A 20966-nucleotide genomic window follows, 5' to 3' on the forward strand; every position below is an offset into this window, starting at 1 on the left:
GGCTTCCCCGAAACGAGCTACGCATGGCGCCACCAGATACCCGAGCTGGCAATGCGTTACCGCGTGATCGCGCCGGATCTGCGTGGCTACGGAAAGACCGACAAACCGGCGAGCGGCTACGACAAGCGCACGATGGCCCGCGACCTCGTCGCACTCCTTGACCACCTTGGTATCCACCGTATCGCGCTTGTCGGCCACGACCGAGGCGCGCGTGTTGCGACCCGGTTTGCCAAGGATCATCCACAGCGCCTCGACCGCCTGGTCGTCGTGGATAACGTCCCCACGCGCATCGTTGCCCAGTCGATGAATGCGAAGGTGGCTAAGGCGTACTGGTTCTTTGCCTTCCACCAGGTGCTCGATTTGCCCGAGGCGCTGATCAGTGGCCGGGAAGATGTCTGGCTGCGGCATTTCTTCACCGACTGGTGCTACGACCCGCACACCATCATGGGTGCGGACTTCGACGCGTATGTCGCGGCGTATCGGGAGCCTGGCGCGGTGCGGGGGGCGATGGCCGACTACCGCGCGGCGCCCGAAGACGTCCTGCAGGACGAGCAGGATGCCGACCAACTCATTTCTTGCCCCGTGATGTCCATCTGGGGTGCGGACTTCGAAGCAGTCGGCGGCACGTTCGACATGGCGGCGGTCTGGCGCGGCATGGCGACTGACCTGCGCGCGGAGCCCATCGCGCAGTGTGGGCACCTGCCCCAGGAAGAGCAGCCCGAGGTCGTCAACGGCCTGCTGCTCGACTTCCTCGACGGCTGGAACGGGGGTGCGGCATGAAGCGCCTCTGGTTGTTGTTTGCGCTCGTCACCAGCGTGGGGGCGTGGGCCGCCGACGGCGCCGGCGTAGGGCCCCAGGGCCCGGGCTTTTACCGGATGCGGCTGGGTGGCGATGAGGTGACGGCGCTGCTCGATGGCACCCATCCATTCCCGGCGGATGAGTTGCTGACCCACATCGACCGTGCAAAGGTCGATGGTCTCCTCAAGGCTGATTTCCTCGCTTCCCCGGTGCAGGGGTCGATCAACGCGTTCCTGATCAGGACGCCCGACCGGCTGGTGCTCATCGATACCGGCGCCGGTCCGCTCTATGCGAGTGATGGTGGGTTTCTTCCCACGGCCCTGCTCGCCGCGGGATACCGCCCTGAGGACGTGACCGACATCCTCCTCACCCACCTGCATCGTGACCACGTCGGTGGCCTCATCCGCAACGGGACCATGCTGTTCCCGAACGCCACGGTGCACGTCAACCAAGACGATGCCGACTTCTGGCTCAATCCCGCCAATGAGGGCAAGGTCGAAAAAATCCTGCTGCCCATGTTCCCTGGTGCCATGGATTCACTCGCTCCGTACCAGAAGGCGGGGCACATGGTGACGTTCCGCGGGGAGACCGACGTGCTACCAGGATTCCATGCCATCCCCGCGCCGGGTCACACGCCGGGCCACACGTGGTACCTGGTGACGAGCGGCCAGGAGCACCTGCTGGCCTGGGGCGATACGGTCCACGTGGCAACCGTGCAGCTCGCCGAGCCGGGTGCCTCCATCCGCTACGACTACGATCAGGCGGCCGCGGCGGCGTCTCGCAAGCGGGCGCTGGAGGAAGCAGCGTCAGAGGGTTACTGGGTCGCGGCGGCGCACGTGTCGTTTCCGGGTCTCGGGCACGTAAAGCGCTCGGCAACCGGATATCAGTGGGTACCGGCGAACTACACCCGCACACCCTGACTCAGGCGAGATAGCCCCGGGCAAGCGCGATGGATAGCGCATGTGCCCGGTTGGTCGCCCGCAGCTTGGCCATGGCGTGCGACAGGTGTTCCTTGACCGTGTCGGCGGCGATGCCGAGGTGCCGGGCGATCTGCTTGTTCTCGAGCCCCGCTGCCACGCCGCGAAGCACGGCGAGCTCACGATCGGTTAGCGGCTCATCCCCCCGGTACTCCGAAAGGCGCTTGGCCACCTCGGCCGAGACGCGGTGTTGGCCCGCGTGGACGGCCCTGACTACGCCAACAAGGTCGTTCGCAAGGGACGTCTTGAGCAGGTAACCCTGTGCACCCGCGGCGAGCGTGCGCCGTGCGGCGGCGTCGCCACCGAAGGTCGTGAGCACGATCACGCGAGCCATGGGGTCGATTTTCCGGATGGCTGCAACGACTTCGTCGCCGTCCATGTCGGGCAGTTTCAGGTCGATGACGGACACTTCGGGCCGCATGCTGCCAAAGAGCTCGACGCCTTCACGCCCCGTCCCCGCCTGCCCGGCGATGAGGATGTCGGGTTCCGCGGCGAGCATGGCCACGACGCCGGCTCGGAACAGGGGATGGTCGTCAACAACGATGATGCGGATGGGTGGATTCGTCATGGGCGTCCCAGAGTGCGGACTTTGGCTGGATGAAGACGGCACATCCTTGCAAAAGCAACCGTTGCCATGGTGCTACATTTTCCACTCAGGGGCCAAGGGCCATCGTTAGGTTGCCTTCACGGGCAAGGGCAGGCATCACCATGGGATTTTCTTCGACGGCGGTTCATTGGCGTGCGTGGATGGCGGGCCTCCTGATGGCCACGATGGCCGTGCCGCCGGCATTGGCTGGTCCACTGGCCACCGTGCCCAGGACGACCGAACAGCCCGCAAAGGAACCGATGGCGTTCCGCTCTGTCGAGCAACTGCAGCGAACGCTATACACGCATCGCGACGGCGTGCCGCTTGGGATCTATGCGATCACACAGGACAAGGATGGCTTCCTCTGGGTTGGCGGATCCAGCGGCTTGTATCGGTTCGACGGCGTGGGATTCACGCGAATGTTCGAAGCGGAGCTCCCGCCCATCCTCATAACGGCACTGTTTGTCGATGCCTCTGGCGACCTGTGGGTGGGAAACCTACGCGGTGGCATCTTCCGGGTGCATGAAGGAGCGGTCCGCGGGATCCGGGTTGAGCCCGGGAAGGCAGTCATCATGGCCTTCCACCAGAGGAGGGCGGATGCCCTGTGGGTGGGGACGGCGGGCGGCATCCTGGAGGTCACCGGTGACCGCCTGCAAAATGTCGCCATCGTGCCGCCGGGCATGGACCGCGACCTGTATGTGAACCTCTACGCTACGGCCTGGGACGGCTCGTACGTGGTGTTTGCCGGCCAGAAGGCGTATCGCATGAGGCCTGGCGGCGCGGCATTTGAAGAGGTCGACGCAGACAGTGCGATGGCGGACCTCGCAGGTCTTGCCGGTGACGTCTCGTTTTCGGCCCCCAGCGCGGACATGCTCGTCGACGGATACCGCGCACTGTGGGTGCCGACCAACGAGGGCCTCGCGCGATACCACATGCAGGCGCCCGGCTCGGGCAATGAGCTCGTGGCGGAATCGGTGCGTTTCGCGGATGGAGAGCCGGTCGATGCCACTGCCGACTATATCGACAGGGATGGCAGCGTATGGGTTGCCAGCTCCCGTGGCCTCGAACAATTCCGGGCGGCCCGGTTCACTCCCCTGACGCTTCCGTCGGGTGTGTATCAGCCGGCCATTACAGCAGAAGCCGGTGGAGCGCTCTGGGTGAGTAGTGCGTCCGCCATGTCTCCGTTGCGCGTTGCCGACAGCGTGGCCTCGCACCCGGAGCTGGGCACCAACGTCAGGTGCAGCACGCTGGCTCTAGATGGCGCCATGTGGTTCAGCGGAGACAACGAGCTGCGGCGCCTCGCAGGCGACAACATCGAATCCCTGCCACTGCCAACGCCGGATCCGCCGAGGCAGGCCTCAAAGACACCCGGCCGTGGCTGCGGCGGAATCGCCGTTGGCTCGGCGGGCGACGTGTGGATGGCCCTGTACAAGAAAACGTGGCATTGGACCGGTACGCGGTGGGAGAAGTTTGGCGACAAGACCCCATCGACCGTGACGATCCAGGGGAATACGGTGTGGATTGGCTGGATGGACAAGACGCTGACACGGGTCGACGGCGTGAGGCAGCGTAACCTGACGAAAGCCGATGGACTCGACATCGGCGAGGTCTACGCCAGTTATCCCTCGCGCGTGGGACTTTGGATCGGCGGGGCCACGGGCCTTGTCCTCATGCACGACGGAAGGTTTTCCGCTCTTACCGGTCGTAATGGCGGTCGCTACCCCAACGCCACGGACATGGTGGAGTTCCCGAACGGTGATCTCTGGGTCATAACGGATACGGGCCTCTACCGGCTTCCAGCGGCCGAAATCCGGCTTGCACTGGAAGGGCCTTCACATCCTGTCGAAGACCAGCTGTTCGACCAGGACGACGGGTTGCGCAGCACCCTGGGTAGCGTCCGCGGAGATCCTCTCGAGCCGGGAGCCAAAGGAAGGCTGTGGGTGGCCGGCGACAAGGATGTGGCCTGGATAGATCCCGGTTCCTTCGCCGCGCCGCCCCCGCCAACGGTCGTCATTGACACGGTCAACGGGCAATCGGTCAATTCACCCAGGTGGCATTCGGGCAAGCTCAACCAGGGTACCCGGAATGTTGAAATCGCATTCACGGCGCCGACGTTTGCCGCGCCTGGTCGCGTGCATTTCCGCTATGTGCTCGAAGGTATCGAGGATGGGTGGCAGGACGGCGGTGCGCAGCGGCGCGTGCACTATTCCAACCTCGGGCCCGGACAGTACACGTTCCGTGTGCAGGCCTCCGATGTCGATGGGCGCTGGCCGTCCGCCGCGTCGGTGGTCGCATTCCGGATTCTTCCCGCGTTCTACCAGACCTGGTGGTTCCGCATTTTGTGTATCGTGCTCGGCCTCATCGCGATATGGATACTTTATCAACGCCACCTCGCACGGATATTTGCGGCACACCAGACGCGGTTGAATGAGCGTGAACGCATCGCACGGGACCTGCATGATTCGCTCCTGCAGCAGTTCCAGGCGCTGCTCTTTCATGCCCATGCCGCGAGCGGCATGACTGAAGGGCCCGTGCGTGAGCGCTTCCGCCGGGTGATCGACATCGCCGAAGATGCGCTGGTCGACGGCCGGGAAGCGATCATGGGCCTGCGTTCGGTCAGCGACACGCTCGCCTCGTTGCCAAATGACGTGCAGAAGCTCAGCGAGCTGATCGACCCTCACCACGCCATCGCGGTCACGGTCGCGACGTCGGGCACGCCCGGGCAGCTGAATCCGGCTGTGGCCGATGATGTCCATGCCATCGTCCACGAGCTTGTTGCGAACGCGCTGCGTCATTCAGGAGGTAAGCGGGTACAGGTCGAGTTGCGCTACGACCGGGCCGCGCTTGTCGTGATCGTGACCGATGACGGGCGCGGGATGGACGGCACGGTGGCCCCGCCAGCGGAACACGGACGATGGGGCATCACCGGGATGCGCGAGCGGGCGAGGCAGGTTGGTGGCGCGCTCGTCTTTGGGTGTGCGCCTGGAGGTGGAACGCAAGCGACGTTGCGGATTCCGGCACGCCGCGCTTACCGGCGTCGCTGGCTTGGTCTATGGCGGTAATGATCAGAATGCGTACGAGATCATGACCCGGTTATAGGCAAATGGCCGGTTCCCCGGGTTGAGGTTGTTGCTGCCGCCCACTGACCGTTCCCATCGATTGCGTAACTGGAGGCCCTTGAGGTGACCCGTGAAGCGATAGATGAGGTCAAGGTATACATCGTGGCTGTCACCGCGGTAGACGGTGTCGTATCGGGTGTACGCGACCATGACCTGCGGGTGGTCGGCGAACAGCATCTGCGTCAGTCTCGCCTTCCACGCGTGCCCCGGCCCCTGTTCGACCAGGCCGCGCAGCATCGAGGTCGTGTACAGCGGGTCGGTCGCATACGTTGCGGTAAACGGTGAGATGAGCGCGCCTCCGCCGACCGTGCCCCTGTCCTGGCGGACGACCTGGTTCCAGGACACATCGGCCTTCGTCCGGCCGACCTCGATGCCCACGTCGATGCCGGGGACCTCGCTTCGCACCCGGCGTCCAGCGACACCGACAATCCGTGTGCCCGTTTCAACCAGGGTATTGCTACCCGTCGTCCACTCTTCGACGAGCTGCATGGAGACGAAAGGGGTCACGGCGTGGCCAGCGGGAAGCGTTAGCGTGGCGTCCGTATAGGCCATCCGCGCGAAGTGAAGGAAGCTGTACAGCCAGGTCTGCCCGCTGAACGCACCGTCCCGGCTTTTGTATGTCGAGCCGACGAGCCATGTGCCGCTGTACGCCCTTGCGTCGGCTGGCAGGGAGCCGTTGCCGCCATATACCGGGTCGCCATCGAAGCGGGTGGGGTAGTAGAGGTTGTCGGCGAAGAACCGGCCGGAGGTACGGCTCTTCCATTTGAAGGTTCGGGCAATGGTGAACGCCCAGTCCGCCGTTGCATCGAACTGAGCGCTCAAGGCGCGATACGCAGCGGGCAGTACCCGGGAATCGCTGCTGCCCTGCCATGGCGTGTCGAGGTACTGGTCGCCCGCACGCAGTACCCACCCAGCGCGCCGGAACTGTGCGTAGACCTGGCTGACGGCAGATAGCTTGTTCTCACGCCCCATCACGGTCACGTCGATCCGGGTAACGGGCCTGTTACGCGTACCCAGTGCGTTGGCGTACGCCAGGGAGGCTGCAGCGGAAAAGCCACCGCCAACCTCGCCGCTCTTCAGGTTGATGAGCAGGGCGGTGGCGAATGCGGACGCATCCGGCATGGCCGGGTCGGCATACATGCGCCGGTAGTCGTAGGCGCGCACCAGCCCGTTGACCTGTCCATCAGTGAAGAAGTCACCGGCCCATGCCGTGCACGGGCAGGTCGCCACCAGGGCAAGGCAAAGCATGCGGGGAGCCAGGGATCCCCGGTGCGAGAGAGGGCTCGGAGTTCGTGGGGACGACATGGTGACTGGACCGAGGGGGCGTTCCAGTATCGCCAACACCTGAAGCGAACGATTGTCATCGCGTGCCCTCGGAGAGTCCGGCATGCACCCCGTAACGTCTTAGGAAAAACACCCCCCATACAGGGGGTCAATGCCAGGGGGTGACCTCGCTAGCATTCGCATCGTCTTGTGGTTGTGAAGATGGTGACCCCATGCAAACCGATATCTCGGTGCCCTCGACTAGTGCTGTTGATGCCAACAGTCCGCAACGGATGGTGCAGCAACTCCTGCACCAGGCGCTTCACCAGATAGCGGATGTGGAAGGTGCGGATCGAGCCGCCTGTGCGCGCTACATCGCCCAGGCCCTGCGAATCCATCAGCAAGCGATAACACGGGGTGGCCCCCGTCCACCCACCGGGCTTGCCGAATGGCAGGTGCGAACCGTCAAGGAGGTTGCGCTCGCAAGGCTCGACCTTGGGCTTGCCATCACGGAGCTCGCCGCGGCGTGCAGGTTATCCAGGGGCTATTTCAGTCGCGCGTTCAAGGTCACGTTTGGCGAAAGCCCGCACCGCTGGCGCCATCGCAAGCGCATTGAACACGCATGCAGGAAGCTCGTGTGCACGTCGAACAGCATTGCGGATATCGCCGTGGACTGCGGCTTCAACGACCAGGCGCACTTTACCCGTTCGTTCAAGTCGGCCATGGGTACGACACCGAATTCGTATCGCAAGGCACGAAACGATCGTGTTGAAAGCGTCCGAAGCTGAGCGTCGGTTTTTTATCAAACATCTGTCGATGGATGCCAAAGTTTCTATTTGTCCATGGATGCGTTGCCTATCGTTGACCCATCGCAGGAACGGCCTGCGATCCATCAACGAGGCCTCATCCCATGTCGTTCAATGAACTGATCACGCCCGACACCTGTGCGCTTGCGCTCATCGACTTCCAGCCGGCGATGTTCCAGGGAGTCCAGAGCCACGACCGTAAGGTCATCATGGATAACGTCCAGATCCTCGCGCGTGCGGCGAAGCTCTTCAGGGTCCCGACCATCCTCACCACGGTCGCCAAGGACAGCTTCTCCGGCCCCTTCATGCCAGAAGTGACCGAGGGCGTGTTCCCGGATACGACGGTCATCGACCGCACCTCCATCAACTCCTGGCTTAACGCAGACTTCCGCAAGGCAGTAGCGGCCACGGGTCGCAAGCGCTTCGTGCTCGCTGGCCTCTGGACGGGTGCCTGCGTGAACTTCCCCACGCTCGACATGCTTCGCGAAGGCCTCGAGGTCATCGTCGTGACCGATGCGTGCGGCGATACGAGCGTCGAGGCGCACGAACGCGCGGTGCAGCGCATGGTCCAGGCGGGTGCCGTGCCGATGACGACGCTGCAATTCATGTTCGAGCTCCAGCAGGACTGGGCACGCACGGGCACCTACGAGGGCGTCATGGACATCCTCCGCGCGCTGACGCCGTACGGCATCCAGGTGCGCTTCTCCAAATGGGCGCTTGGTGAACATGCGTCTGAAGCAGGTTAAGGCCATGGTGCCGTATCTCATCTCCCTCGCGTTCGGACTGGCCGTCGGCATTGCCTACGGTTGCTTTGGGGTGCGTTCCCCGGCACCACCGATGATCGCCCTCATCGGGCTGCTCGGCATGCTCGCCGGCGAGGCGGCGGTGTCGTTCGCCAAGGGGCATCCGGATGTCTGGGCCAACCTCTGGCACAGCAAGTCCTTCGCGGTCACCAAGCAAGACGTCCCCCGGTCCAACGACGACCCCGCCTGAATCCCGGAGCTTCGCCATGTCGCACGTCCCCGTCCCTGACCTCATCCTGCACCGAGGCCTGTTCACCACGCTCGACCGCCGGCGGCCGACGGTCAGTGCCGTCGCCATCCACGACGGCCGGTTCCTGAAGGTGGGTGACGACCACGAAGTGCTGGCGCTGGCCGGTCCCGGGACGCGCGTGGTCGATGTCGGTGGGCGCCGGGTCCTCCCGGGGCTCATCGACAATCACCTCCACCTGATTCGCGGCGGCCTCAACTTCAACATGGAGCTGCGCTGGGATGGTGTGCCGAGCCTTGCCGACGCCATGCGCATGCTCCGCCGTCAGGTCGAGATTACGCCGCCGCCGCAGTGGGTGCGGGTGGTCGGCGGCTTCACCGAGCATCAGTTCGTCGAGAAGCGCCTCCCGACCCTTGAAGAGCTCAACGCCGTAGCCCCTGACACGCCGGTATTCATCCTGCATCTCTACGACCGCGCGCTGCTCAACGCGGCGGCACTGCGCGTGTGCGGCTACGCCAAGGACACGCCCAGCCCACCGGGCGGCGAGATCCTGCGTGATGGGAGTGGCAATCCGACGGGCCTGCTGCTCGCGAAGCCGAACGCTTCGATTCTCTACGCGACGCTCGCCAGGGGGCCGAAGCTACCGTTTGAGTACCAGGTCAACTCGACCCGTCACTTCATGCGCGAGCTCAACCGGCTTGGCATCACGGGTGCGATCGATGCAGGCGGCGGCTCGCAGAACTGGCCGGATGACTACGCGGTGGTCCAGCAGCTGTCAGACGAAGACCAGCTGACCATTCGCATTGCCTACAACCTGTTTACCCAGAAACCCAAGGCGGAAAAGGATGATTTCCTCGCCTGGACGAAGTCCGTGACCTACCAACAGGGCGACGACTACTTTCGCCACAACGGGGCAGGGGAGATGCTGGTGTTCTCGGCGGCCGACTTCGAGGACTTCCGTGAGCCGCGTCCGGACATGGCGCCGGAGATGGAGGGCGAGCTTGAAGGCGTCGTCCGGATTTTGGCGCAGAACCGCTGGCCTTGGCGGCTGCACGCGACGTACGACGAGACCATCAGCCGTGCGCTCGATGTGTTCGAGAAAGTTGCGCAGGATATCCCGCTTGACGGCATCCACTGGTTCTTCGACCACGCGGAGACGATCTCGGACGCATCCATCGACCGCATCGCGGCTCTTGGTGGCGGCGTGGCCGTGCAACACCGCATGGCCTACCAGGGCGAGTACTTCGTTGAGCGCTATGGCATCGGTGCGGCGCAGGCGACACCGCCTGTGAAGAAGATGCTTGACCGCGGCGTCAAGGTCTCGGCAGGGACCGATGCCACCCGGGTCGCGTCGTACAACCCCTGGGTGTCGCTTGCCTGGCTGACCACGGGGCGTACCGTCGGTGGGCTTCGCCTGTATCCGCAACGCAACTGCCTGGAGCGCGAGGAGGCCCTTCGCATGTGGACCGAGAACGTCACCTGGTTCTCCAACGAGGAAGGCAAGAAGGGGCGCATCGCGGAAGGCCAGCTCGCCGACCTCATCGTCCCCGACCGCGATTTCTTCGCCTGTGCCGAAGACGAGATCGCCGGCACGACATCTTTGCTCACCATGGTCGGGGGCAGGGTGGTATATGGCACCGGCCCATTCATCACGCTGGATGAGGGCGATGTGCCTGCGGCCATGCCCGACTGGTCGCCAGTCAACACCTACGGCGGCTATGCGTCGTGGGGAGAGCAGCAGCTGCGTATGGATGGGGCGGAACGCCGCCGGCAAGCGGCCTGCGGTTGTTCGCACGGTTGCTCGGTGCACGGACATGACCACGGCCGCTCCCACGGCGCGGCGCTGCCGGTCGATGACTTCAAGAGCTTCTGGGGCGCGCTGGGTTGCGCGTGCTGGGCCGTATGAACCGCCCGGCATCCCTGCGCATGGACGTCGTGCTGTGGCTCGCGCTTCTCGCGCTGTGCTCGGCCTACCTCCAGGGCGCCATCTGCAAGCTCATCGATTTCGATGCGGCGATCGGCGAGATGCAGCACTTTGGCCTTTCACCGCCGCGGCTGTTTGCCTGCGGTGTCATCGCCTTCGAGCTGCTCTGTTCGCTCGCCATCCTGACCGGGCAGCTGCGATGGCTCGGTGCCTTTGCACTGGCGCTGTTTACCTTCGTTGCCAACTTCCTGGCCAATGCCTGGTGGAACGAGCCGGTGGGGCCCGGGCGGAGCATGATGATGAACGGCTTCTTCGAGCACGTCGGACTTGCTGGCGCGTTCGTCTATGCGGGCTGGCTTGACCTGAGGGGGCGTCGCCATGGCCGCTGACCGCAGCGGGCTGGCCGACAGCCTCCGTCCCCTCAAGCACGCGACCTTCGCGATCCTCTGGGTCGCGACCGTGTTGGGTAACACCGGCACCTTCATGCGCGACATCGCCAGTTCCTGGATGGTGACCGAGATGGGCGGCGGCCCCGCTGCCGTTTCGCTCATCCAGGCCGCGGGTTCCTTGCCCATCTTCCTCCTGGCCATACCTGCCGGGGTGTTGTCCGACATCCTGGATCGCCGCCGCTTCCTCATCGCCGTCCAGGTGCTCCTTGCCTGTGTGAGCGCGACGTTGATGCTGCTGGCGTCCACCGGAAACCTGAGTATTCCCGCGCTCATTGCCCTGACGTTCGTCGGAGGCATCGGTGCGGCCCTCGTCGGGCCGACCTGGCAATCGATCGTGCCCGAACTCGTCGAGCGGGCGGAACTGAAGGATGCCGTCTCGCTGAACTCGCTCGGCGTCAACATCGCACGCGCCATCGGGCCCGCCGCCGGTGGCCTGATCCTCGCCGGCATGGGCGCAGCCGTGACCTACGGCACCGATGTCTGCAGCTATTTCCTCGTTATCGCGGCGCTTGTGTGGTGGCGGAGGAAGGCGACGAACGACACGGCGCTCCCCGAGAACTTCCTCGGGGCTTTCCGCGCGGGGCTGCGCTACACGAAGGCGAGCCGTGAATTGCACGTGGTGCTTATCCGGGCGGCCGTGTTCTTTGCCTTCGCTTCGGCCGTCTGGGCGCTGCTGCCCCTTGTCGCACGCGGCACGTTGCATGGGGGTGCGGGATTCTACGGCGTGCTCATGGGCGCCGTGGGAGCCGGTGCCATCATGGGTGCGCTGCTGCTTCCGAAGATGCGCGCGCGATGCAGTGCCGATGCATTGCTGCTCGGCTCAGTACTCATGTCGGCCCTCGTGATGGTCATCCTGGCACTGGTGCCCGATAAGGTCGCGGCGTTTGTCGCACTGCTCGTGCTCGGCGGCGCCTGGATCATGTCGCTGACCACGTTCAACGGTGTCGCACAGGGCATCCTGCCGAACTGGGTACGCGGCCGGGCACTCGCGGTGTATCTCACCGTCTTCAATGGCGCGATGGCGGCAGGCAGCATCGGCTGGGGTGCGCTAGCCGAGGCCGTGGGCGTGGGCACGACTCTTCTTGTCAGTGCCGTGGGGCTCGTTGTGGCGGCATTCGTCATGCGTGCCATGCCGCTGCCATCCGCCGAGCTCGATCTTTCATCGGCGCACCAGTGGGCCGAGCCGCTGACGGTCGAGCCCGTCGCCAACGATCGCGGGCCGGTGCTTATTCTTGTTGAGTACGACGTAGCGCGCGAGCGGCTGCCTGCCTTTCTGGCAGTCCTTGAGCGATTCTCGATGGAGCGCCTGCGTGACGGCGCCTATGCCTGGGGGGTCACGCAGGACTCAGGCAATCCGGAGCGTGTCGTCGAATGGTTCATGGTCGAGTCCTGGGCAGAACATTTACGCCAGCACGAGCGTTTCAGCCACGCGGCGGCTGACATCCAGGGCGAGGCGTCGGCCTTCCACCGGGGGCCGCAGCCACCTTCGGTGACTCACCTCATCGGCGTGAATGCCCGTTCCGTCGCGCAGACCCTTCCTTCCTCCTGAACCACGGACTTTCCCATGCGCCCGCATACCCTGATTGCTTCCCTTGCGCTTCTTGTCTCGTCGGCTGCCATGTCGGCGACGCCGGATTATGCGGTCGGTGCGCAGTACGACACGACCCACGTGTACGTCGCGCCCGGTGACGTGGACGCTTTCGTCCGTAGCTTCACTGCCACCTTCGGCGGGCAGTCGACTAAACAGGTCGTCGTCACCGTGACCCCCACGCCATCCAGCACCTCGTCCCAACTGGTGCAGACGCCGGTCGGGACCATTTCCGTGTTCGGTTTCCGCACGCCGGTTCCTTATCCGTTTGGTGCCGAGCGCACCGGCTACCTTGTCACCGACCTCGATCAGGCGGTCAAAGCGGCCAACGCGGCAGGTGCGGCCACCCTCGTCGCACCCTTCGATGATCCCATCGGGCGCGACGCCGTCGTGACCTGGCCGGGTGGCGTGAACATGCAGTTGTACTGGCACACGAAGAAGCCGGCCTACGCCGCCTTCGAGCACGTGCCGGAGAACCGCATCTACCTGCCGGTCGAGTCTGCCGATGCCTTCGTCAAGGCATTCGTCAGTTTCGCCCATGGCAAGGTGGTCGCCGATGATCGCAACGCGCCCGGGACGGATATCGGACGCAAGGACGGGACGTATCGCCGTATCCGGATTGAGTCCGGATACGGTAAGGCGACCGTGCTGGTCACCAATGGGCAACTCCCGTGGCCCTATGGCACCGAGCTGACCGGCTATGAGGTCACCGACCTCGCCGCAACGCTCAAACGCGCGCAGGAAAGTGGTGCCAGGGTGGTGGTCGATGCGCATGCCGAGGGCGGCCGCCACGCGGCGATGGTGCAGTTCCCCGGCGGCTACGTCGCTGAAATCCACAGCGGCCAATGAGACGCGCCTGCCTGCCTCTGGTCGCGGCGATCGGGCTTGCGGCGTCGACCGCGACCCCGGCGCAGGACGTGCCCGAAGAAAAAGCCACGACGAACGACGGCGTCCTCAAGACACCGGACCGTCCGTCGATCCTGCCTAACCGCTGGCAGGAGGACTGGTCGGTCCTGGCCGATCCGGCCGTGCCGAGGCAACCCGGTGATTCGCTGAAGTACATGCCGTTGGGGCCGGGTGGAGACCACTACCTCACGCTCGGTGCGCTCCTGCGCGAACGAGTGGAGACGAACAACGCGCCCGCATTCGGCATCGGGCGCGACGACGACACCTATCTTCTCCAGCGCCTGCAGGTCCATGCGGGACTGCGCTGGGGTACACCGTGGCTCGCCTTCGTGCAGCTCGAGGATGCCCGCCCGTTCGCGAAGGCGACCTGGGGCCCGACCGACCGCAACCATGCGGACGTGCGTCTTGCCTTCCTCGCCTGGCAGGGCGACGTCCTGGGTGGCACCGCCCGCGTGCGCGCCGGGCGCCAGGATTTCGCGCTCGATTTACAGCGTTTCGTATCGTTGCGCGATGGACCGAACGTCCGGCAGTCCTTCGATGCACTCTGGGCAAACTTCGAACGAGGCCCGTGGCGCGTCATCGCTTTCCTGAGCCACCCCGTGCAGTACCGGGACGACCATGCGTTCGACGACACGTCGGGTTCCAGTGAACGTTTCCATATGGTCCGCGTCGAACGCCATGTGCTTGGTACGAATGAGCTTTCGTATTACCACGCCTGGTACGACACGGACGACGCCCATTTCCTCGATGCGAAGGGCAATGAGCGCCGTCGCGTCGATGATGTGCGCTTTGCGGGAATGCATGGTCCGCTTGACTGGGACCTCGAGGGCATGCAGCAGCGCGGCCGGGTGGGGGAGAGCAGGATTCACGCATGGGCGGTGGGTTCGCGTGCCGGCTGGACGCTGACCGACACCACATGGACCCCACGGCTCGGCCTGCAAGTCGACACGGCCTCAGGCGACAAGCGTGCCGGTGACGGCCGTCTCGGCACCTTCAATCCGCTATTCCCGAACGGTTATTACTTCTCGCTCGCCGGCTACACCGGCTACGCCAACCTCGTGCACGTCAAACCGAGCATCACGTTGAAGCCGGCTGCGACGTTAACCCTGCTTGGAGCCGTCGGACTGCAGTGGCGTCGCACTACCGCCGATGCGATTTACGTGCAGCCCAACAATGCGCTCGCTGGCACGGCGGGGACCGGATCGAAATGGACGGGCATGTACGGGCAGCTTCGCCTCGACTGGAAGTGGCGCCCTGGCATTACGTTCTCGATCGAGGGCGACCACTTCCGTGCGGGGCGCACCATCAGGGACGCCGGTGGAAGCGATGGGAACTATGGCAGCGTACAGGTACTGTTTGGCTGGTGAGGCGGGTGCGTGAAGGCGCGTGCTGCCAATGACTGCCAAAGATGCAATCCCGTCGAAGTGATGCTTCCTATCCTGCTGGCGAAGTCGACATTGTGGTTCGACTCAATACTCCCAGGAGCATCCCCGTGAAGAAACATTTCCTTTCCCGCGCGCTGGCGGTTGCCGCGCTCGCTGTCGGTTCGCTCACCGTCGCGCATGCCGAAGACAAGAAGCCGACCATTGTCCTGGTCCATGGCGCATGGGCCGACGGCTCGAGCTGGAACAAGGTCATCCCGCTTCTTCAGGCCAAAGGCTACACCGTCCTTGCCGTGCAGAACCCGCTGACGTCGCTTGCGGCGGACGTCGCCGCCACCCGCCAGGTGCTCGAGTCGGCGACGGCACCGGTGGTGCTGGTGGGCCACAGCTGGGCCGGTACGGTCATCACCGAGGCTGGCAATGATCCGAAGGTGGCCGCCCTGGTCTACGTGGCCGCCTTCGCTAACAACGACGGGCAGGCGGCGGGCGAGCTCGTCAACGCCTATCCGAAGACGCCGGCGCTAGGCACGATTCGCGACGATGGCCACGGGTTCCTCTACCAGACCGAGCAGGGCGTCATCGAGAACTTCGCGCCTGATCTTCCGCGCGCGGAAGCGAAGACCATGGCCGTTACCCAGGGCGCGCTTGCTGCCAGCACCTTTGGCGACAAGGTCACCCGCGCCGCCTGGAAGAACCACCCGACGTGGTACATCGTTTCCGCCAACGATCGCGTCATCAGCCCGCAGCTCGAACGCGATGCCGCTAAACAGATGAAGGCGAAGACCACGGTGCTCGAGTCGAGCCACGTCTCGCTCCTGTCGCATCCGAAGGAAGTGGCCAAGGTGATCGAGGAAGCCGCCGAGTCGGTCGCTGGCAGTAAATAAACATCATGTAAAGCGTGACCTGCGACATTAACTGTCGCAGGTCACGGATGAGGCTTACTTGCGGACGAAGGTGAGCAGGTCCTGGTTGAGCACATCGGCATGCGTCGTCAGCATGCCATGGGGATAGCCGGGATAGATCTTGAGCTCGGCGTTCGGAATCAGTTTGGCGGCAAGGACGCTGGCATCCTTGTAGGGAACGATCTGGTCGTCGTCGCCATGCATCAGCAAGGTGGGTACCGTCATGGCCTTGAGGTCGTCCGTGAAATCGGTCTCCGAGAAGGCCTTGATGCCGTCGTAGTGGTTCACCGCGCCGCCCATCATGCCCTGGCGCCACCAGTTGTCGACCACGCCGTCGAGCGGCGGCGTGCCCGGCCGGTTGAATCCGTAGAAAGGAATCGGGACCTCGCGGTAGAACTGCGCGCGGTTATCGGCCAGCGCCTTGCGGAAGCCGTCAAATACGGACATATCAAGACCGTCCGGATTGGCTGCGGTCTTGAGCATGATGGGCGGGACGGCGCCCACGAGGACCGCCTTGGCCACGGCATGCGCCTTGCCGTATTTCGCGACGTACCGCGCCACCTCGCCACCACCGGTCGAATGACCGATGTGCACGGCGTTCTTCAGGCCCAGGTGTTCGGCGACGGCCGCCGCATCGCTCACGTACGTGTCCATGTCGTTGCCCTTGGCCGTCTGCGTCGACCGGCCATGACCGCGACGGTCGTGGGCCACCACGCGGTAGCCTTGGCGCAGGAAGAAGCTCATCTGAGCATCCCAGTCGTCAGACGACAACGGCCAGCCGTGATGAAAGACGATGGGCTGGCCGGTGCCCCAGTCCTTGTAGAAAATCTCGGTGCCATCGCTGACGGTAATGTACGGCATGGGTGAATCCTCGTTGGGTGGGTGGAAGGGTTGAAAGGGAAGGCTGTCTCCCACCTTTTCTAACGAGCGTGGCGACTGCGTGATAGCACCGGCCTGACCATGCGGATTTGACAAGGCACGGCGGTTGGACGGGTTGAAAATTAAAGGGCTGCGGCACATTGGCCTTCGGTCGCGCTCATAGGCCAGTAAGGCGATGCGTGAAGCCTCACAAATGTGAAGGCCCCAGATTCAAAAGACTACGCCCCGTGCCGAAAACCTCAGAAGCGCCGGTATCCCCAGCCGGACTTCACAGGTGTTGCATGCTTGGCAAGGTGATCTGGTTCCACGAAGAGCTCCGCATGGCGCTCATCGAGCGCGCGGCGGGTTTTACCGTCGGTTCTGTCGAGGCGGGCTTTTTGACGCTCGGTGGCTACGTTGAAGGAGCCCTGGATCAGGAGGGGCCAACGGTGCTGACCGATACGGCCAATCAGGCCTCGGTGGCCTTCCTGGTCGAAGCACATACCGTGACCGAAGAGGAAGCCAACGAACTCCTGGGCATCGTGCGCACCGATTCCCTGGACAGATAGCCGGCGGGCTTCGACACTTCCCGCCATTCGCGGGACCTTGATCAACCAACGGCAACCATGAGCCATGCCGACCCTCGGATGGCTCCTCTTCGCCGCGACACTCCTGCTGATTACCTCGTTCCTCTCGGGGTGGATCCACCGCGGGCCCGTGACGACGTTTGCCATCTACCTCCTCGGCGGGGTCGTGGTCGGGCCGGGCGTGCTCGCGCTGACCCATTTGCCGCTCACCTCGGATCACAGCCACTGGCTTCGCGTGGCGTCCGAGGCCGCCATGGTGGTCTCGCTCTTCATCACGGGGCTGAAGCTCCGGCTGCGCTTCCGCGATGGCGGGTGGCGGATGGCGTTGCGCCTGGCGCTGGTGGCCATGATACTGACCGTCGCCGGGATGGTCCTCGTGAGCATGGTCGGCCTCGGCTGGCCTTTGCCGCTCGCCTTGGCCCTGGCCGCGATCGTGAGCCCCACGGACCCCGTGCTGGCCTCACTGGTGTCGGTGGACGACGCGCGGGACGACGACGCCTTGCGGGTGGCCATCTCGGGCGAAGCGGGCATGAACGACGCCACCGCGCTGCCCATGTTGGTGCTGGCCCTGGCGCTCTTGGCGCCGGGCGCGACCTTGGCCGACGTCTGGTCTCACTGGCTGACCGTCGACGTGTTGTGGAGCCTGGCGGGCGGCGTGGTCGTCGGCTTCCTGGGCGGTTGGGGCCTGGGGCACCTGGGCACCCACCTGCGCCATGCCACGCGTGATGTGGCACCCAGCGATTTCCTGGCCCTGGGCATCATGATCGGTGTTTATGCCCTGGCCGAAGCCATCCATGCGTCGGGCTTCCTGGCAGCCTTCGCCGCGGGTGTCGGCCTGCGGCGGGTAGAGCTTCGCGTGAGCCGGCACGTAGCGGACGAGGGGAAGGCGGATCCGGATGATCTGGCTCCCGCGGAGACCCGTGTGAATCCCAACGAGCGCGCGGGGTCGGCCATTGATCACGCTGGCCAGACCGTGGGTTGGGTCGTCTCCGACGCGCTGTCGTTCGGGGAAACCGTGGAGCGTCTGATCGCGGCGGCATTGGTGTTGGCTGTCGGTGTCGCGGCGATGCCTGCCTTGAGCTTGACCGGCGTGGCGGTGGCCATGGCCTTGATGCTGGTGATCCGTCCGATAGCGGTGTGGCTCGCCACGATGGGTAGTCCCGTGCCCTGGCAGCGTCGGCTTCTCATCGGCTGGTTCGGTATCCGTGGCTTAGGCAGCCTCAACTACCTCGCCTTTGCTATTGGCCATGGCCTCGGTGGCGACCATCTTGGCGCGCTGGAGGGCATCGTCATCACGGTGGTGACGGTGAGCATCCTGGCGCACGGCGTTAGCGTGACACCGCTGATGCGCTGGCGGGCCAACGCGCTGGCCGCCAAACGCGACGCTGCTGATTCGCTGGGTGCACGCGGCACGAATAGGTGAACGGATGAGCCTCTAGCGTGGACGCTAGAGGCACGTGCCAATCCTTAGGGTGAGGTTTTTCCCGAGGAGCACACCATGAGCCATGGCACGAAGAACAGCCCAGTCCTGGTCAACCCGGTCACCCGCTTTCCCGGACCGCCGTTCGATACGCCGAAGCAGTCGGCACCCGGCACCGTGCACGATCTCCAGCCGCCCGCCGACCATGGTGAAACCAGCTACCAGGGCCACGGCCGGCTCGCAGGGCGGCGTGCCCTGGTCACCGGTGGCGATAGCGGCATCGGCCGCGCGGCGGCTATCGCATTCGCCCGCGAAGGCGCCAACGTCGTGATTACTTACCTGCCTGAAGAAGAGCAGGACGGAAAGGAAGTCGTTGCCCTGCTCGAAAAGGAGGGTGTGGTTGCGAAGGGGATTCCCGGTGACCTGAAAGATGAAGCGTTCTGCCGCTCGCTGGTGAAGCAGGCAAGCGAAGCGATGGGTGGGTTGGACATCCTTGCCAACGTGGCGGGAAAGCAAACCCATCAGCAAAGCATCGCCGATATCAGCACGGATCAGTTTGACGCAACGCTGAAGACGAATGTTTACGGACTCTTCTGGCTGTGCAAAGCCGCGCTCGAGATCATGCCTGCCGGTAGCACGATCGTGAACACCGCATCGATCCAGTCGTACGACCCGTCGGACATCCTGCTGGATTACGCAACCACCAAGGCCGCCATCGTTGCGTTTACCAAGTCGCTGGCCAAACAGGTAGCGGAGAAGGGTATTCGCGTGAATGCGGTGGCGCCGGGGCCGGTGTGGACCGCACTCCAACCGTCCGGTGGGCAGCCGATGGAAAAGATCAAGAACTTTGGTGCGCAGGTACCGCTGAAGCGCCCGGGTCAACCGGTGGAGTGCGCGCCGCTCTACGTGCTGCTTGCCTCGAACGAATCGAGCTTCGTGACGGGCGAGACTTACGGGGTGACTGGCGGCAATCCGTTGCCTTGATGGAGTCGAAGCACCCGGCGACGGGTGCTTCGATCCGAACATGAACTTACGAGGCCGGCGCGGGCGGCAGCAAAGCCCCGCCGCCACTCACTCAGGCTTTTCCAACTCATCCCGCCCGATGTCCTCGATCTTCCGTTGCTCGAACGATTCGATTAACGGCCGAAGCTCGAAGTCGAAGACGTCCTGTTCAATCTCAGACAGGCTGCCAGGCCCCTGGTCCCTTACTTTGACCGCGACGGTATAGCCTGGGTCCTCAGCGGTCAGATAGCCGCTGGCAATGGCATCCCTCAGCGACTCGGTCAGTTCGTTCCTGATGTGATCGTTCCAGCCCATCGAGCATTCCTGTGGTTCGTTTTCTGGTCGGCCGGGCCGGCGGCGAACCGGGTGAACCCACAAGGACCGGCCGCCGCCAACTCCGCCGTAATCACAGCGTCCACCTTGGTGGGTGATGCCGATGCATGCCGGCGGATCGCCCGGTTGCACGGTGGGTTCACGTCTGGAGGCTGCCGAGGCGCGGACGGCAGGCGAGGGATGGCGCAGGGCAGGCGAACGTCCGCAAGAACCGGATGTCGTTCTCCCGAGGCGGTTTGCATCATGTAACCACCCGCCCACGGAACCACGACGCCAATGAATCGCCCTCACTCCGTTATCGAACCGCACATCCTCTACCTGGGAACGCCCGTCGTACTGATCAGCACGGTCAACGAAGACGGCACGCACAACCTCGCCCCAATGTCATCGGCCTTCTGGCTTGGCTGGCGAGGCGTCCTCGGCCTGGCGGCGGATTCGCAAACCACGCATAACCTGCTTCGCACGGGCGAATGCGTCCTGAACCTGCCCTCGGTGAACGAGGTAACCGCCGTTGATCGGATCGCGCGGACCACGGGGAAGTACCCGGTTTCCGAGTTCAGGCAGGCCCTGGGCTACGTGTACGAGCCGGACAAGTTCGACCGCGCCGGCATGACCCGGGTGCCGGCGGACCTCGTCGGCGCGGCGCGAGCACTTGAATGTCCGATCCAGCTGGAGGCGAGCGTTGCCGCTGTCCACGGCATTGGCGAGGACAGCGACGACCTGCGCGGATTCATCAAGCTGTTCGAAGTGCGCGTCCGGCGCGTACACGTCCACCCGGATCTGCTCATGGAAGGGCACGCGAACCGCATTGACCCCGACAAGTGGCAGCCGCTGATCATGAGCTTCCAGAAGTTCTATGGGCTTAGCGGCCAGGTGCATCCGTCAAGGCTGGCGGAGATCCCGGAGAAGGCTTATGAGGCCCTGGCTAGGGTTTGAAGGAATCTCACGCCACATGCATGCGCCTGGCGTCCGGGTTCGCCTAGATTGCCTCTACGGGGTCGGAGGCGGCGCCACTGGCGCGGCCGGGTTCCTATTTCCGTTGGATGGGAAGACAGGTTAGGCTCCGCTGAGAAAGG

Annotated in this window: 20 protein-coding genes; 16 read left to right on the plus strand and 4 right to left on the minus strand. The window is 64.4% G+C overall.

The features are described 5' to 3' along the window. Together ACTHLF_RS17505 and ACTHLF_RS17510 are read left to right on the plus strand one after the other, a co-directional pair. Positions 1-780 (plus strand): alpha/beta fold hydrolase (locus ACTHLF_RS17505; RefSeq protein WP_440328970.1); only part of this gene is annotated, 780 nt, incomplete at its 5' end. Continuing rightward, positions 777-1718, plus strand: a complete 942-nt coding sequence (locus tag ACTHLF_RS17510; protein WP_440328972.1) for an MBL fold metallo-hydrolase — start codon at positions 777-779, stop codon at positions 1716-1718. The genes ACTHLF_RS17505 and ACTHLF_RS17510, both read left to right, overlap by 4 nt. Position 1719: 1 nt before the next feature. Here ACTHLF_RS17510 and ACTHLF_RS17515 read toward each other — a convergent pair whose 3' ends face one another. Further along, a complete protein-coding gene (locus ACTHLF_RS17515) occupies positions 1720-2343 on the minus strand; it encodes a response regulator (protein WP_440328974.1) in 624 nt (207 codons plus the stop codon). Positions 2344-2537: 194 nt separating this feature from the next. Between ACTHLF_RS17515 and ACTHLF_RS17520 the strand changes: the two genes are divergently transcribed. Beyond that, positions 2538-5423 (plus strand): triple tyrosine motif-containing protein, encoded by a 2886-nt coding sequence (locus tag ACTHLF_RS17520; RefSeq protein WP_440328976.1) that lies wholly within the window; start codon positions 2538-2540, stop codon positions 5421-5423. A 3-nt stretch (positions 5424-5426) separates the two neighbouring features. Here the strand turns inward: ACTHLF_RS17520 and ACTHLF_RS17525 are convergent, their stop codons facing one another. After that, complete coding sequence (locus tag ACTHLF_RS17525; protein ID WP_440328978.1) at positions 5427-6728, minus strand: hypothetical protein; 1302 nt, start codon at positions 6726-6728, stop codon at positions 5427-5429. A 248-nt stretch (positions 6729-6976) separates the two neighbouring features. Between ACTHLF_RS17525 and ACTHLF_RS17530 the strand changes: the two genes are divergently transcribed. The 9 genes from ACTHLF_RS17530 (at position 6977) to ACTHLF_RS17570 (ending at position 15672) form a co-directional block, all read left to right on the plus strand. Beyond that, positions 6977-7531, plus strand: a complete 555-nt coding sequence (locus tag ACTHLF_RS17530) for a helix-turn-helix domain-containing protein (RefSeq protein WP_440328980.1) — start codon at positions 6977-6979, stop codon at positions 7529-7531. Positions 7532-7653: 122 nt separating this feature from the next. Continuing rightward, entirely contained in the window at positions 7654-8295 is a 642-nt protein-coding gene (locus ACTHLF_RS17535; RefSeq protein WP_440328981.1) for a hydrolase, read from the plus strand. Next, a complete protein-coding gene (locus ACTHLF_RS17540; RefSeq protein WP_440328982.1) occupies positions 8276-8542 on the plus strand; it encodes a DUF1427 family protein in 267 nt (88 codons plus the stop codon). Before ACTHLF_RS17535 ends, ACTHLF_RS17540 begins: the two co-directional genes overlap by 20 nt. A gap of 16 nt (positions 8543-8558) precedes the next feature. Then, entirely contained in the window at positions 8559-10445 is a 1887-nt protein-coding gene (locus tag ACTHLF_RS17545; protein ID WP_440328984.1) for an amidohydrolase, read from the plus strand. 20 nt (positions 10446-10465) lie between these two features. Continuing rightward, positions 10466-10852 (plus strand): DoxX family protein, encoded by a 387-nt coding sequence (locus ACTHLF_RS17550; RefSeq protein WP_440328985.1) that lies wholly within the window; start codon positions 10466-10468, stop codon positions 10850-10852. Continuing rightward, on the plus strand, positions 10842-12461 hold the full coding sequence (locus tag ACTHLF_RS17555; RefSeq protein WP_440328987.1) for an MFS transporter: 1620 nt from the start codon (positions 10842-10844) through the stop codon (positions 12459-12461). Before ACTHLF_RS17550 ends, ACTHLF_RS17555 begins: the two co-directional genes overlap by 11 nt. Positions 12462-12476: 15 nt before the next feature. Continuing rightward, positions 12477-13349 (plus strand): glyoxalase, encoded by an 873-nt coding sequence (locus ACTHLF_RS17560; RefSeq protein WP_440328988.1) that lies wholly within the window; start codon positions 12477-12479, stop codon positions 13347-13349. Positions 13350-13417: 68 nt separating this feature from the next. Then, positions 13418-14773, plus strand: a complete 1356-nt coding sequence (locus tag ACTHLF_RS17565) for an alginate export family protein (protein WP_440328990.1) — start codon at positions 13418-13420, stop codon at positions 14771-14773. 125 nt (positions 14774-14898) lie between these two features. Further along, positions 14899-15672, plus strand: coding sequence for an alpha/beta fold hydrolase (locus ACTHLF_RS17570; protein WP_440328991.1), 774 nt, complete (start codon positions 14899-14901; stop codon positions 15670-15672). Between the two features lie 54 nt (positions 15673-15726). Here ACTHLF_RS17570 and ACTHLF_RS17575 read toward each other — a convergent pair whose 3' ends face one another. Next, positions 15727-16551 carry an alpha/beta fold hydrolase gene (locus tag ACTHLF_RS17575; protein ID WP_440328993.1) on the minus strand — a complete coding sequence of 275 codons (825 nt, stop codon included), beginning with the start codon at positions 16549-16551 and terminating at the stop codon, positions 15727-15729. Positions 16552-16850: 299 nt separating this feature from the next. Here ACTHLF_RS17575 and ACTHLF_RS17580 point away from each other — a divergent pair, with 299 nt between their 5' ends. The 3 genes from ACTHLF_RS17580 to ACTHLF_RS17590 all read left to right on the plus strand — a co-directional run bounded on the left by ACTHLF_RS17580 (position 16851) and on the right by ACTHLF_RS17590 (position 19539). Further along, entirely contained in the window at positions 16851-17117 is a 267-nt protein-coding gene (locus ACTHLF_RS17580; protein ID WP_440328995.1) for a hypothetical protein, read from the plus strand. Between the two features lie 64 nt (positions 17118-17181). Next, the gene (locus ACTHLF_RS17585; RefSeq protein ID WP_440328997.1) at positions 17182-18558 is read left to right on the plus strand and encodes a cation:proton antiporter domain-containing protein; all 1377 of its coding nucleotides are present in this window, start codon (positions 17182-17184) and stop codon (positions 18556-18558) included. Positions 18559-18633: 75 nt separating this feature from the next. Further along, positions 18634-19539, plus strand: a complete 906-nt coding sequence (locus ACTHLF_RS17590; RefSeq protein WP_440328999.1) for an SDR family oxidoreductase — start codon at positions 18634-18636, stop codon at positions 19537-19539. Positions 19540-19626: 87 nt separating this feature from the next. On the opposite strand, the gene ACTHLF_RS17595 is transcribed toward ACTHLF_RS17590, so the two are convergent. Further along, positions 19627-19872 carry a hypothetical protein gene (locus ACTHLF_RS17595; RefSeq protein WP_440329000.1) on the minus strand — a complete coding sequence of 82 codons (246 nt, stop codon included), beginning with the start codon at positions 19870-19872 and terminating at the stop codon, positions 19627-19629. A gap of 294 nt (positions 19873-20166) precedes the next feature. Between ACTHLF_RS17595 and ACTHLF_RS17600 the strand changes: the two genes are divergently transcribed. Further along, a complete protein-coding gene (locus ACTHLF_RS17600; protein ID WP_440329002.1) occupies positions 20167-20826 on the plus strand; it encodes a flavin reductase family protein in 660 nt (219 codons plus the stop codon). The last annotated feature ends 140 nt before the right edge of the window (positions 20827-20966 follow it).

Source organism: Luteibacter sp. (genome assembly GCF_051958795.1).
Lineage (GTDB): Bacteria > Pseudomonadota > Gammaproteobacteria > Xanthomonadales > Rhodanobacteraceae > Luteibacter.

What these genes read in the sequence shown, in the direction of transcription:
- ACTHLF_RS17510 (WP_440328972.1), top strand. Translation starts at nt 777, where the DNA reads ATGAAGCGCCTCTGGTTGTTGTTTGCGCTCGTCACCAGCGTGGGGGCG.
- ACTHLF_RS17585 (WP_440328997.1), top strand. Translation starts at nt 17,182, where the DNA reads ATGCCGACCCTCGGATGGCTCCTCTTCGCCGCGACACTCCTGCTGATT.
- ACTHLF_RS17545 (WP_440328984.1), top strand. Translation starts at nt 8,559, where the DNA reads ATGTCGCACGTCCCCGTCCCTGACCTCATCCTGCACCGAGGCCTGTTC.
- ACTHLF_RS17590 (WP_440328999.1), top strand. Translation starts at nt 18,634, where the DNA reads ATGAGCCATGGCACGAAGAACAGCCCAGTCCTGGTCAACCCGGTCACC.
- ACTHLF_RS17540 (WP_440328982.1), top strand. Translation starts at nt 8,276, where the DNA reads ATGCGTCTGAAGCAGGTTAAGGCCATGGTGCCGTATCTCATCTCCCTC.
- ACTHLF_RS17530 (WP_440328980.1), top strand. Translation starts at nt 6,977, where the DNA reads ATGCAAACCGATATCTCGGTGCCCTCGACTAGTGCTGTTGATGCCAAC.
- ACTHLF_RS17555 (WP_440328987.1), top strand. Translation starts at nt 10,842, where the DNA reads ATGGCCGCTGACCGCAGCGGGCTGGCCGACAGCCTCCGTCCCCTCAAG.
- ACTHLF_RS17560 (WP_440328988.1), top strand. Translation starts at nt 12,477, where the DNA reads ATGCGCCCGCATACCCTGATTGCTTCCCTTGCGCTTCTTGTCTCGTCG.
- ACTHLF_RS17535 (WP_440328981.1), top strand. Translation starts at nt 7,654, where the DNA reads ATGTCGTTCAATGAACTGATCACGCCCGACACCTGTGCGCTTGCGCTC.
- ACTHLF_RS17520 (WP_440328976.1), top strand. Translation starts at nt 2,538, where the DNA reads ATGGCCACGATGGCCGTGCCGCCGGCATTGGCTGGTCCACTGGCCACC.
- ACTHLF_RS17550 (WP_440328985.1), top strand. Translation starts at nt 10,466, where the DNA reads ATGGACGTCGTGCTGTGGCTCGCGCTTCTCGCGCTGTGCTCGGCCTAC.
- ACTHLF_RS17595 (WP_440329000.1), bottom strand. Translation starts at nt 19,872, where the DNA reads ATGGGCTGGAACGATCACATCAGGAACGAACTGACCGAGTCGCTGAGG.
- ACTHLF_RS17515 (WP_440328974.1), bottom strand. Translation starts at nt 2,343, where the DNA reads ATGACGAATCCACCCATCCGCATCATCGTTGTTGACGACCATCCCCTG.
- ACTHLF_RS17600 (WP_440329002.1), top strand. Translation starts at nt 20,167, where the DNA reads ATGAATCGCCCTCACTCCGTTATCGAACCGCACATCCTCTACCTGGGA.
- ACTHLF_RS17525 (WP_440328978.1), bottom strand. Translation starts at nt 6,728, where the DNA reads ATGCTTTGCCTTGCCCTGGTGGCGACCTGCCCGTGCACGGCATGGGCC.
- ACTHLF_RS17575 (WP_440328993.1), bottom strand. Translation starts at nt 16,551, where the DNA reads ATGCCGTACATTACCGTCAGCGATGGCACCGAGATTTTCTACAAGGAC.
- ACTHLF_RS17580 (WP_440328995.1), top strand. Translation starts at nt 16,851, where the DNA reads ATGCTTGGCAAGGTGATCTGGTTCCACGAAGAGCTCCGCATGGCGCTC.